This window comes from Dyadobacter sp. CY261 (assembly GCF_021440085.1).
GTDB lineage: Bacteria > Bacteroidota > Bacteroidia > Cytophagales > Spirosomataceae > Dyadobacter.
Window position 1 is genome coordinate 254,532 of sequence record NZ_JAKCPW010000005.1, and the last position, 12,130, is coordinate 266,661.

Annotated in this window: 11 protein-coding genes; 1 reads left to right on the top strand and 10 read right to left on the bottom strand. The window is 47.5% G+C overall.

What is annotated here, in order from left to right; translation table 11 throughout:
• Positions 1-37 precede the first annotated feature (37 nt).
• From LZD49_RS16130 to LZD49_RS16170, 9 genes are all read right to left on the bottom strand, one after another.
• Positions 38-679 carry an OmpH family outer membrane protein gene (locus LZD49_RS16130; RefSeq protein ID WP_234668609.1) on the bottom strand — a complete coding sequence of 214 codons (642 nt, stop codon included), beginning with the start codon at positions 677-679 and terminating at the stop codon, positions 38-40.
• A gap of 11 nt (positions 680-690) precedes the next feature.
• Positions 691-1,326, bottom strand: a complete 636-nt coding sequence (locus LZD49_RS16135) for an OmpH family outer membrane protein (protein WP_234668610.1) — start codon at positions 1,324-1,326, stop codon at positions 691-693.
• A gap of 53 nt (positions 1,327-1,379) precedes the next feature.
• Entirely contained in the window at positions 1,380-3,977 is a 2,598-nt protein-coding gene (bamA, locus tag LZD49_RS16140; RefSeq protein WP_234668611.1) for an outer membrane protein assembly factor BamA, read from the bottom strand.
• A gap of 4 nt (positions 3,978-3,981) precedes the next feature.
• A complete protein-coding gene (locus LZD49_RS16145) occupies positions 3,982-4,734 on the bottom strand; it encodes an isoprenyl transferase (protein WP_234668612.1) in 753 nt (250 codons plus the stop codon).
• 315 nt (positions 4,735-5,049) lie between these two features.
• A complete protein-coding gene (locus LZD49_RS16150) occupies positions 5,050-5,832 on the bottom strand; it encodes a LytTR family DNA-binding domain-containing protein (RefSeq protein WP_234668613.1) in 783 nt (260 codons plus the stop codon).
• Positions 5,816-7,264, bottom strand: a complete 1,449-nt coding sequence (locus LZD49_RS16155) for a histidine kinase (protein ID WP_234668614.1) — start codon at positions 7,262-7,264, stop codon at positions 5,816-5,818. The genes LZD49_RS16150 and LZD49_RS16155 overlap by 17 nt, the downstream gene beginning before the upstream one ends.
• Positions 7,265-7,288: 24 nt before the next feature.
• Positions 7,289-7,945 carry a hypothetical protein gene (locus LZD49_RS16160; RefSeq protein WP_234668615.1) on the bottom strand — a complete coding sequence of 219 codons (657 nt, stop codon included), beginning with the start codon at positions 7,943-7,945 and terminating at the stop codon, positions 7,289-7,291.
• A gap of 37 nt (positions 7,946-7,982) precedes the next feature.
• On the bottom strand, positions 7,983-10,142 hold the full coding sequence (locus LZD49_RS16165) for a TonB-dependent receptor (RefSeq protein ID WP_234668616.1): 2,160 nt from the start codon (positions 10,140-10,142) through the stop codon (positions 7,983-7,985).
• A gap of 130 nt (positions 10,143-10,272) precedes the next feature.
• On the bottom strand, positions 10,273-10,908 hold the full coding sequence (locus LZD49_RS16170) for a DUF1080 domain-containing protein (protein ID WP_234668617.1): 636 nt from the start codon (positions 10,906-10,908) through the stop codon (positions 10,273-10,275).
• Between the two features lie 95 nt (positions 10,909-11,003).
• Between LZD49_RS16170 and LZD49_RS16175 the strand changes: the two genes are divergently transcribed.
• Positions 11,004-11,507 (top strand): fasciclin domain-containing protein, encoded by a 504-nt coding sequence (locus LZD49_RS16175; RefSeq protein WP_234668618.1) that lies wholly within the window; start codon positions 11,004-11,006, stop codon positions 11,505-11,507.
• 77 nt (positions 11,508-11,584) lie between these two features.
• On the opposite strand, the gene LZD49_RS16180 is transcribed toward LZD49_RS16175, so the two are convergent.
• Positions 11,585-12,004, bottom strand: a complete 420-nt coding sequence (locus LZD49_RS16180) for a nucleoside-diphosphate kinase (RefSeq protein WP_234668619.1) — start codon at positions 12,002-12,004, stop codon at positions 11,585-11,587.
• Positions 12,005-12,130 lie beyond the last annotated feature (126 nt).

Sequence of the window (12,130 nt, forward strand, 5' to 3'; positions counted from 1 at the left end):
ACTGCGCTCCGGTTTTTAAAGTTCAATATCTACCCTATTATTTTTTCTTTGGGGCTGTTGCTGGTGTGGTAGCAGGAGCGGTCGCTGGCTTAACTGCCGGCGTGGTAGCGGCTGGTGCTGCTGCTTCTACCTTGTCTGGATCAACACCCAGTTTTCTTAGGATCAGATTGGTTGCATTGTTTTCTTCCGATGCTGCGAAAAGGATGATTGGGGTAGTTCCCGCACCTGCGTCCATATTCAGGATGTACAGGAAGCCACTTTCTTTACCTACTTCCTGGATCGCATTGTTCACTTTCGTCAAGATCGGCTCCAACAATTGTTGTTGCTTCGTTTGAAGTGACGTCTGCGCATTGCTACGCATCTCTTCGATACGGGTTGAAAGGTTTTGCAACTCTTTCTCTTTATCGGCACGAATTACGTCAGTCATGTTCGCACCGTTTTTCTGATACGCTTCGTATTTCTCCTGAGCCTCCTTATATGTCTCCCCGATGGCCTTGTCCAACTGTGCTTTGGTTACTTCCAGTTGGTTCTGCATCACCTTTGCCTCTGGCAATTTGCCGATTATATAGTCAACATTGGTATAACCGATTTTAGTTGGCCCGGCTGGGGTAGTTTGGGCTAAGAGAGGGGTGGTGATTATGGTCATCACGACCAGAATAGCCATCAATTTTTGTTTCATTGCTCTGTTACTTATTTAAGTTTACTGGTTGTACTTTTTTGCTTTGGTGAGTTTTGTACAGGTGCCGGCTGTTGCTGCTGAGCCGGTTGTTCCACCTTGCCACTTTTATCGTTGGTCCCTGCCTTGTTCGCTTTCGGATCGATTCCAAGTTCTTCCATCACGTAATCCGTGTAGTCGTGCTTCGGATTGGTATAAAGCATACCGACATCGCTGGATTTGTCAAACATAAAATCGAGCCTGCGCTGGCTGCAAACCTTGGTCACTGCGCGCTGTACCTTTTCCAGTACCGGCTTCATCAGTTCCTTTTTCTTCTGGAACATCGCGCCCTCCACACCGAATATCTTGCTATTATATTCACCTGCTTCGAGCTCCTTTTCCTTTATTTCACTCTGCCTCTTTCTTTTTAACTCGTCAGTCAGTAATATCTCCTCAGCCATGTACGCACGCTGCATGCGGTCGATTTCCGCAATTTTGTCCTGAATTTCCTTCGCCCATTTGTCGGAGAATTTCTTCATCTCCGTTTGTGCAGCCTGGTATTCGGGCATTTTACTGGTAATGAATTCCATGTCAGTATACCCGAACTTTTGAGCATATAGTGCTGAACTGCATAGAATTGACAAAACTAGTAAAATAAAGATCTTCTTCATGCAAGCTGCTAATATAATTTGCAAACCTCTTAACGAATACCTTCGCAGGAATATTATCTGATCTGCTGGCCGATTGTAAAGTGGAACTGAGGACCACTCCGGGTATTCTGTCCCTGGATCTTGTCAAATCCGTAGCCCCAGTCGATACCTAAGAGACCAAATGCAGGCATAAAGATCCTAGCACCCACACCCGCAGAACGTTTCAGATCGAACGGGTTGAACTCACTGTAAGTACCCCAGTTATTACCCCCTTCCGCAAAACCGAGTATGAAAATCGTTGCCTGTGGATTCAGCGACACAGGGTAGCGAAGTTCCATCACATATTTGTTATAAACAATACCTCCTCCTGATGCCGGATAGCCATTCGCCGCCAGCGGTCCTACTTTCTGATCCTGGTAACCACGCAAACCGATAATGTCCTGATCAGCCAGTGAGAATGTGCCCTGTCCCGCCAATCCGGAACCGCCAAGAATGAAGCGACCAAACGGGCTGTATCCAACTTTGCCCCCGTATGCACCCAGGAAACCCATATGTGCGCGGGTGCTCAACACCAGTTTGCCGACGATGGTCGCATAGTAGCTCGCATCGAACATCCATTTATGATATTCCACCCACCGGTAAGTATCGGTCTTATCTGAGAACTTCTTCGTTCTGAATACCGAATACGGTGGGGTAAAAGTCGCACTCAATGAGATGTTGCTACCGCTTCTTGGAAATTGGAAGTCACTCAATGTGTTCCGTGAAATGGTGGTGTTGAACGAAATATTGTTCGAATTACCTGTGCTGTAACCGATGCGGAAGATGTCGAGGCTGTCGAGGCGGTAACGCTGGTAAGACAGCGAGTGCGTCAACACAAGGTTACGGTCAGGCTCCTTCAAGCGGCGGCCTAACGAAAGCGTGATACCATTGTTGTAATATCCTCCCCGATAATTGACCCTTCCGGAACCCACTCCCGCGTTAGTACCATAGTACGAGCTCAAATCCGTCATGCGGTAGACTGTACGCTGAAACGAAACCCCGAAGTTGATCGGCTTTTTACCGCCCAACCAAGGTTCGCTGAATGACAGCGAGTAGGTTTGATACTGCTTACCATTCGCCTGAAAACGCAACGAGAGCTTTTGTCCGTCTCCGGAAGGCAATGGGCGCCAGGTTTCACGGTTAGGTATGTTTTTAATTGAGAAGTTATTGAAAACCAAACCCAGTGTTCCCACAAAGCCGATGTAACCTCCCCAACCTCCGGAAAGCTCGATCTGATCGGATGGCTTTTCTTCTACGGTATATTCGATATCCACAGTCCCGTCGGCCTGGTTAGGGATCGGGTTGATCTGGATTTTCTCAGGATCGAAGTAACCCATTTGCGACAACTGACGCTGGGTGTTGATAATCTCTGTTTTACTGAATTTCTGTCCCGGCAATGTAAATAATTCGCGCAATACCACGCGGTCGCTGGTTTTGGTGTTGCCGTTCAAAAGAATACGGTTGATCGTCGCCTGCTTACCTTCGAACATGCGCAGCTCCACGTCAATAGAATCACCTTCTACGGCTCTCTCAGTAGGTTCAACATGGAAATACAGGTAACCGTCGTCCATGTAAATAGAGCTAACATCGGAACCGGGAATGCCGTTAATCTTCTTGTCAAGTTCCTCAGGATTGTACACATCCCCCTTTTTTACTCCCAGGCGCTCGCCCAGATAGGCAGAAGTGTACAGATAATTACCCGACCACGAAATGTTGCGGTAATAATATTTTTGCCCTTCATCGATTTTCATGTCGATGCTGATTGTCTGATCGCCGTTCTTGATCGTGTCAAATTCAATCACAGCATCGCGGTAACCGTTTTTGCGGTAGTAGGCGATGAGCTTTTCCTTATCCTCGTCGTATTTTTTAGGGATATATTTTGAAGGGTTGAAAAGGCGTCCGATGCGTCTCTGCTTAGTACCTTTCATTTTTCGTTTCAGCGTTTTGTCGCTGACAGCCGTGTTTCCTTCAATATTGATCTTCTGGATCTTTACTTTTTTGCCTTTTGTAATGGCAAAGTTCAGTGTAGCCTGTCCACGGGTCGAGTCAGGGATCTGGAGAACTTTTACTTTCGTATTGAAAAAGCCTTTATCCTGATAGTATTTCTTGATGACCAACTGGGTGTTTTTAATGATCGTGGGCGTGATCACACGGCCTTTAATCAGCTTCACCTTGTCATTCAGTGTTTCGCGCTCCCCTTTGCGGATCCCTGAAAACGATACCTTGTAAAGTCTTGGGCGTTCCTTGATATGGATATTCAGCCAAATCTTCTCCGCTTCGACCTTCGTTGCCATGATTTCGACATCGTCCAGCGTACCGAAATCCATCATTTTCTTGATGGAAGACGTCACCGCAGGACCGGGAATCCTAATTTTGTCACCGGGCTTCAGGCCTGAAATGGAGATCATGGAATTGGGATCCAGAAACTGGGTACCCGAGACAGTCACTTCTGCAATAGTGTACTCTTTGGGATCGGCAGAATTAATGCCAAGGTTTGTAGTGGCTGCGGTAGGCTTAGTGCCGCCGATGCCTACTCGCTGCGCCTGTACTGAAAAGCAGCAGCACAGGAGGATTAATGCAGAAAGACCTTTGAGATGTGCTAATGTTGTATTCAAATGTTTCACTGGGTTCATAATTCTACTTAGCACCGTTCGCTTTGATTTGTTCACCCGTTTTGCCGAAACGCCTTTCGCGATTCTGATAAGAAAGGATTGCTTCGTACAAATGCTCCCGGCGGAAGTCGGGCCAAAAAAGATCTTCATAAAAATACAATTCAGAATATGCCAGTTGCCAAAGCAGGAAATTGCTGATCCGATGATCGCCGCCCGTACGCAACATGAGATCTACGTCCGCTCGACGGCCTGTCGACAAGTTTGCCGCTATTACCTCTTCATTAATCTCCCCGGGCAGCAAAATACCGTTGCGAACGTCCTCAGCCACTTTACGTGTTGCTTGTGTAATGTCCCACTTACCGCTGTAACCCAATGCCAGGATGAGATTCAATCCTGTATTGCTGCGTGTCTCCGCAATCGCTTTTGCGAGTTGGTTCTGACAGCTGCGCGGCAGGCTTTCTGTGTCGCCGATCGTATCGAGCCTCACATTGTTTTTCATCATGGTAGGCAACTCATTACCGATCGATTGCACCAGCAGCTCCATCAGCGCCCTTACCTCGAACTCGGGGCGTGCCCAGTTCTCTGTTGAAAAAGCGTACAATGTCAAAAAAGAGACACCGAGCTCCGCACATCCTTCCGTCACTTCCCGCACCGCCTTGATCGCATTACGATGACCAAACACACGTGCTGCTCCCTGGTTTTGGGCCCATCGTCCGTTACCGTCCATGATAACGGCTATGTGTTTTGGCAGATTGCCCGTATCAATGAGCTCCTTCATTACTCCTGACTCCTTTTAACCTTTTTTAACAAACAAAAACAACATTTCGAAGAGCCTCGTCAATCGGGGCAATTTTCAGCCGCTCCGGGTTAATCAGGAATCATATTACCAGTAAACCAATACGCAGCAACCGGCGATTATGTGCCGAAAATCTGCACATTTCGTTCCTGACCCCGTTACAGACTAATCCGAAAGCCCTGACGAACAACGCATTAGTCTCCAAAATGACGATGGAAATTTAAACGAGGGCGCAATTTAGGAATAAGAATCAGGTCTACAAAATGAATATTCTGGTACAATCGGAGAGGAATTCGATTAATTATCAAGAAGATGGCGGATCGCATCGCCGTAGGTGCTACCGCTGGTTACCTGTGAAGCCTTGCGGTCGCGCATGACGATGACATACTTGCCGTTGAAGTGTTTCTGGATTTCCTTGATATGGTGTGAGTTGACAATACCCGCCCGGCTTACGCGCAGATAATGGTTGGGGAGCTTCTCTTCGAGCGAAGTCAGCGTGTAGTTGAGCAGGTATTTCTGCCCGTCGAGTGTATTCAGGAATACATATTTTTCTTCCGCTTCGAAATGGGTAATCTCGGTCATAGGAATCAACAGAATGCGGTCGCCCGATTTGACCGACAGTGAAAACATTTCCCTTTTTGGCTTCATCTCTTCAAGAAGCCTTAGCAGGTTTTCAGAATAGGGGTTACTGCTGCCCGGACTGCTATGGGCAGCCTGGGTTATGTTCCTGATCTTCTCGATGGTTTTCAGCAGCCGGTCGTTTTCCACCGGTTTTAACAGATAGTCCACCGAATTTTCTTCAAATGCGCGGATCGCATATTGGTCATAAGCTGTCGAAAACACCACTAGTGGCATTTTAACCAGTTTGGAAAGCATTTCGAAACCATTCAGCAACGGCATTTCGATATCCAGGAAAATTACGTCGGGATGATGCTTGTCTATTTCAACCAATCCTTCCGCGCCGTTTTTAGCCTCCGAAACGATGCTGAAAGTATCGTTATGCTTTTCTAGCAGCCTTCTCAGGCGGCTCAGGGCGAGTTGCTCGTCGTCTATCAGGATGGTTTTAAGTGGAAACTGCATGGCCGGATTGTTGATGTTGTTCAATAGCTGATTTCTGAATGGCAATATTAACCGATTTATGCGGCTCATTTATAAGTTCCAGACGCGCATTATCGCCGTAAAGCAGTTTCAGCTTGTCCTGAATGCTGCGCATACCGTAGCCTGCTCCCAGTGTTTCGGAAAAAGCCGGACCGTTGTCATGAACACACAAATGCAGCCATTGGTCTTTCTCATAAATTTTAACCACAATGTTCCCCTGGTCCGCCATTTTCGAGATGCCGTGCTTAATAGCGTTCTCAACAATAGGCTGCAAAATGAACTTGGGCACCTGCAAAGTTTTCAATGTCTCTTCCTCCACCTCGACCGTAAATCGCAACCGCTCACCAAACCGCACTTTTTCGACCTGCAAATAGGTTTCTACCATTTCCAGCTCATTTTCAATCGTATCAAAATAATCGGTCGTCTTTCTGCCAGTCGTGTAACGGAAGAGCTTGGAGAGCAGTAATGTCATTTCCTCGGCCTTATCAGGATCCTCATGCACGAGGCTGGCTATGCTGTTTAATGAGTTATATAAAAAATGTGGGTTAATGCGTGCCTGCAATGCATCCAGCTCGGCGCGGGTTTTGAGTTTTTCAAGATTGAGGAGCTGGTATTCCTGATCGGAAATCTTGCGGGAAATCTGGCGGCCTTCCCTACTCAGGAAATAGAACACGTTCGCAATCGCGACGGGCGCCCACGCATACCAGTACCAGGGCGCATTTTGAGAAGGTTCGGAAGGATAACGCGCCACGTAGTCGCTCACAATATTGGCGGCCAACAGCTGGTGCATCCCCACCGCCAACAAACTGTCACACAAAAACACTACAATGGATAGAATGAGGTGCTTCGCAAGGAGGCTCTTGACAATCATGTCGAGCCATGCAGTGAGTCCCTGCGTGATCAGGATCGTGCACACGCCCGTCGCGACGGTGAGCATTACGAGGTACTTATAAAAAGTCAGCCGGATCGGCTCTTCGGTGAACGAGAGCTCCGCCGTAAAATAGGCGATCGCATTGAAACCATATAATATCACCGCGCCGAGCAGGGCGGCCACCAACGTTCCCACCCAGCTCTGCGTCTGAATAATACCGATCAGGCTGAAATCCTGCCAGTTAAATGATTTTTCCTGTGAAGTAAAACTGAAATTAGCCCCCTCTACCTTTGCCCCGCTAAGGTCCACGTCCGTCAGACTACTGAAGCTCAGGTCCGCATTACGCAGGTCGGCGTTCCGGAAAGTTGTCCGGTCGAGGGCCGAGAAGCGAAGTTTGGCGTTGCGCAGATTAGCCCCATCGAAATTAATATCCTTTAAACTTGAAAAGCTGAAATCTGCACTTTCCAGGTCCATGTTGCTAAAATCCCTTCCGTCGAGCGATGAGGCTGTCATGCGCAAAGGCTTCGTCTTGTTGTCGTCCATGCTGTTAAACCCTAAACATTAAGATCAGTTTGTTTGAGAAAGCATCCATTCGGTCTCCATTTTGCCCCAATCAGGGTGAATAGCGGTTTCCGGTTTATAGGCATTAAATTTCTGTTGTGCTTTTTCCAGTATCGGTTTAGCCACTTTCTTGCCGCCGCCATATTCATCCGGCGTATAGAAAAGGCTAGAACCTTCGAGAAAATAAATGCGCGGGTTCTCTGCATTCAGAGATTTTGCCGCTTGCAGGAAGCCCTGGAATTTCTCGCCATCGTTCTGCCAGCGGTTCATAGGATCGGCAGCGAGGTGGATCTGCGACTGATATGCTTTCAAAACTTCCAACTCGTCATTTGGCTTTCCGGCGATGGTCTCCGCATCTTTCAATAAGGCATTTGCTTTGTCGAGATACTGATCTTTTTCGGTCAGGGTAGCGCCTACGAAACCCAAAAGTACATTGGTGTAAGCAGCATAATATTTAGGCAACCATTCTTTAGGTTCGGCAGCGGCGATGCGCTCAAAGCGGTTACCAATGTCTTGTAAGGATTTGGCGTCCGGTTTGGAACGGTCAATAGCCATCAATGCATTGATCCCATCGGTCATGGCCTTTGTATACTTTTCGTTCTGCGCCCAAGCCATACCGGTCGCCAGGGCGAACAGCAGTGTGAATGTGAGTAACCTCTTCATCGGATTTGTCTGTTTAAAAAGCTGTTTGTTTTATCGTTTAAAAGTCGTCTTTTTCTACTTTGGCTTTCTTCGAAAGCATGATCTGCATGCCTAGAAAGAAACTGCGGTAACTCTGCGGGCCTACCGCGTAGCGCGTTTGGCCGTCGGGCGTATAGCGATAGGTGAATACATTCCTGGTGTTGAGAATATTGTCGACAGTGGCGTAGAAGATCACCAGGTTGCCTTTTATGCTTTGCAACTTGCTGGCCTGAACGCTCACGTTGTGGACTGCAGGTGTGCGATCTTTCAGGAATTCGTCATTGTTGGGATTGTAATAAGGCCTGCCGCTCGTGAATGCATAGGTTGCGCTCAAATTTGTCTTAGCCTTTTCAAACCATTTCTTGGTGATAAGGCTGATATTGTGGTTTGAAATAAATGTGGGAGTAGCCGATTGGGCGAATTGCTGGAAAAGTCGTTTTGAATCCACAAAACTGTAAGTAACCCAGTAATCGAGGTTTTTAATGGATTTCTGATCACGCCAGAAGAAGTCAAAGCCGCGGGCATAGCCGTCGCCGCCATTATTCGTGTTTCCCCACGGAAAGCGGTAGGGATCGGCGTCGTATTTTTCACCGGTGAATTCTCTTACGAGCTGTGCATAGTTTTTATAAAATGCCTCAACCCGGAAAGTACGCTGATTTTTAATGATCTGGTAATTGAGGATCAAATGGTCGGCGCGCTCGAACTTCAGGGATTTGTTCAAATACAAATAGCGGTAATCAGGATTCTGGTAAAACTGCCCTGCCGCCAGGGAGAACTGACTGTACCGGCCTGTTTTATAGGCAAATGACAATCGCGGCGCAATATTAGCCCTGCTGATCACCGAAGAATATTCGCTCCGGACGCCAACGCGCCCGGCCAGCTGCCGCGTAATATAAATCTCCGATTCCACGAATGCGGCAGTATAGCGATCTTTCAGCCGGTACATCGCGCCATCCATGCCATTCCCGATGGTGATAGCATGGGCCTCCGCACCGAAAAGAATGGTATTGTTCCCGGTAAGCAAGCGTGTGAGCACAATGCGCGCCTGCGCACGCTCGTCAAAACGATCGAAGTTAACGCCATCGTAGGTCATGTTGTCCTTATTGCGACTGTATGAAAGACCTGAATTCAGTGTCCAACGACCGTCACCCCAGGAATCGGTGTAGGTACTGGTGGTGAATGCATTGTTATTTTTCAATACTAACCGCATTTTACCTGTGTCGGAAGCGGGATCGTTGCTATTCATGCTCAGATGGCTATCGGAGCACATGCCGTAAACTTTCAAGATCCCGTTTTTGGTTGGTTTCCAGCGATAGGTTAGTGAAGAACCTTTGAATTCGGGCGCATGGATCCATTCTACATTCTGCTTTACCAGTTTAAATAGTGGTCGTAGATTGCCATAATACACCACGGCGGAAACCGATTGGTTTTTATTGGCATAATCGTAATTCAAACCCGCATTCGCCAGGTTTAAACTAATGCCCAGTCCATTGTTACTAATCTTATCCGTGGTGTTCAGCAACAAAACTGACGATAATGCCTGCCCATATTGCGCCGAGTAACCGCCCGTACTGAACGACGTTCCTTTAAACATAAACGGATTGAACCGCCCGCGCGACTGCACATCGGGCAACGAGCTGAAAAACGGATTCTGAACGATCATACCATCAATCACGATCTTGGTCTCCTGCCCTGAACCGCCACGAACGAAAAGCCCCTCCTGCTCCCCTACCCGCTGCGCACCCGGGAGAAACTGCATAGCACCGGTAATATCAGCTGCTGCACCTGCCGTAGTTACAATATCCAGCGGTTTCAGCATAGCCATCCGCTTTTCGTCCGAGGCCTCAAATGCACCCGCGGTGATTACCACGGTGTTCAGTTCGTTGGCTAGCTCTTCCAGTTTAATGGACATTGCAGCCAGGCTTTCTTTCAAACTGATTTTCTTTTCAAAAACTTCAAATCCGACATAACTCGCGGTCAGTGTAACCGTGTCCGATTCGGAAGTCTTGAATGCAAAAACGCCGTTCGCATCGGTGGTCCCGCCGTCGTAGGTACCTTTCAAGAACACATTCGCGCCCGGCAATGCATTTCCTTTTTGGTCGGTCACCTTGCCTTGAACGCTCTTTTGCGCAAAAGCGGCCGGCGAAATGATAAGCAACAGACAATAAAAAAGCTTCATGGCTAATAGATTATGTGTAACTGTCTACACAAAACTATCGGCCATGAAGCCTATTCATAAGTGAATTCCGACGAAGTGCCGGTTTCAGCGGGATGAATGTACCCACCGATGGAATGAAAACGACCTGGTTTTACAGCTCTTCCAATGTGATATCCTTCCAGCGTACTTTAATGCCGCCGCCGTCGTGGATCTGCAATGCGATCGAGCCTTCACCGGCACCGATTTTGGCGTCGGTAAGGTCTACCATTTCGTGGCCATTCAACCAGGTTTGCGTGCGATCGCCTTGCGCACGAATGCGGAGCGTGTTCCATTCACCCATTTTCAGAAAGCCTTCCTTTTCCTCGGGAATCTGCACGAGCCAATTGCGGCCGTACGACTCGTAAATGCCACCGGTGTCGTGGTTAGGTGGCGCTACTTCTACCTGCCAGCCTGCAACTTTGGTACCCGTCACCGTCGAGCGGAAGAATACACCACTGTTGCCATTTGCCTCCTGTTTGAATTTAAGCGTCAGGTCGAAATTCTTGTAATGCTTGTCGGTGGTGAGGTAGCCATATTGCTTGTCGGGGCCGCTTTCGCAGATAAGCTCACCGTTTTCGACAAACCATTTCTCGGTTCCGTGCACGGTCCAGCCTTTAAGGTCTTTTCCGTTGAACAATTTAAGAGGCTTCTTTAACGGATCTGCTGATGGCCCGTTCAGCGCGAAAAACGCAGAATTCAGCATCAGAACGGCAGCTCCGGCGACAATCAATTGTCTCAATTTTAGCATGGTTATTATGGGATTAGGATTAAAAAATTGTGGTTACAAATTTCTTCAAAATACATTTTGCATTAGTTTTACAAAAATTAACCACTTGGAAAGCTATGAAAAAAAACCGTTTTGGAGGGCGTTGGGCAACATTTTTTTTGGCAGCCGGGCTATTTTCAACGATTTTGGTCTCTTGTAAGGAAGATGATGACGACGTCGTGAAACGTAAAGCGATGACGGATGTGATTATGGAAAATCCGGAGTTTAGTATGTTGAAGGACATCATGGAGCGAGCGGGTAAGAGTGACGATTTCAGGTCTCAGAACCTTACACTATTAGCGCCATCTAATGCTGCATTCAACAAAGCCAACATATTCAGTTCGTCGGTCATCGCAGACAAGGACGCCAGGGACTTTATCAACAATCACACCGTCAAATCAATTAAAAAATATAGTGATTTTGCGGCAGGAACCCTGGAAGTTGTGGGACCTCTAAAAATCACCGTTGCAAAGAAAGACAGTGTGGTGACGTTCAATGGTGCCAAAATCAACCGGAAAGACGTTGAAACAAATAACGGTTATATTCAGGTGTTAGACAGTGTTTACGTGAAAGTGATCTAGTATCGATAGCAGCATTTTTAGCAAAAGACCCCGAAGCCTTAGCTCCGGGGTCTTTCTTTTTTAATATGATACTCTTCTCAAAACTGCTCTACATGCGAGAAAAAGAAGTTTCCTTCGATTTCAGCATTCTCGTCCGAATCTGACCCGTGGATCGCGTTGGCCTCGATGGACTTTGCATACAATTTGCGGATCGTACCTTCCTCTGCATTAGCCGGGTTAGTGGCGCCGATCAGCGTACGAAAATCTGCTACTGCATTCTCCTTTTCCAGGATCATCGGAACGATCGCTCCCGACGACATGTACTTGCAAAGGTCATTGTAGAAAGGGCGTTCCTTGTGTACGGCATAGAACTCTCCGGCGCGCTCGGGAGTCAGTTGCGTTTTTTTAAGCGAAACAATCCGAAATCCTGCTGCTTCGATCATTTTAATGATTGAACCTGAATGACCATCCTGCACAGCATCAGGTTTGATCATGGTAAATGTCCTATTTGTTGGCATACGTACTTGGCTGAATTGATTTTGGGTGCAAAGCTACTATTTTTCAGCCTATATCTCAGAACCATTCGTTCGCAAACGGCTACCTTACATTAAATCAGCGCCTGATTGCCAGCCTTTACCGGTCCG

Bases quoted from the DNA above. Each gene is read 5' to 3' on its own strand.
- LZD49_RS16130 (WP_234668609.1), bottom strand. From the start codon at position 679: ATGAAACAAAAATTGATGGCTATTCTGGTCGTGATGACCATAATCACC.
- LZD49_RS16135 (WP_234668610.1), bottom strand. From the start codon at position 1,326: ATGAAGAAGATCTTTATTTTACTAGTTTTGTCAATTCTATGCAGTTCA.
- bamA (WP_234668611.1), bottom strand. From the start codon at position 3,977: ATGAACCCAGTGAAACATTTGAATACAACATTAGCACATCTCAAAGGT.
- LZD49_RS16145 (WP_234668612.1), bottom strand. From the start codon at position 4,734: ATGAAGGAGCTCATTGATACGGGCAATCTGCCAAAACACATAGCCGTT.
- LZD49_RS16150 (WP_234668613.1), bottom strand. From the start codon at position 5,832: ATGCAGTTTCCACTTAAAACCATCCTGATAGACGACGAGCAACTCGCC.
- LZD49_RS16155 (WP_234668614.1), bottom strand. From the start codon at position 7,264: ATGGACGACAACAAGACGAAGCCTTTGCGCATGACAGCCTCATCGCTC.
- LZD49_RS16160 (WP_234668615.1), bottom strand. From the start codon at position 7,945: ATGAAGAGGTTACTCACATTCACACTGCTGTTCGCCCTGGCGACCGGT.
- LZD49_RS16165 (WP_234668616.1), bottom strand. From the start codon at position 10,142: ATGAAGCTTTTTTATTGTCTGTTGCTTATCATTTCGCCGGCCGCTTTT.
- LZD49_RS16170 (WP_234668617.1), bottom strand. From the start codon at position 10,908: ATGCTAAAATTGAGACAATTGATTGTCGCCGGAGCTGCCGTTCTGATG.
- LZD49_RS16175 (WP_234668618.1), top strand. From the start codon at position 11,004: ATGAAAAAAAACCGTTTTGGAGGGCGTTGGGCAACATTTTTTTTGGCA.
- LZD49_RS16180 (WP_234668619.1), bottom strand. From the start codon at position 12,004: ATGCCAACAAATAGGACATTTACCATGATCAAACCTGATGCTGTGCAG.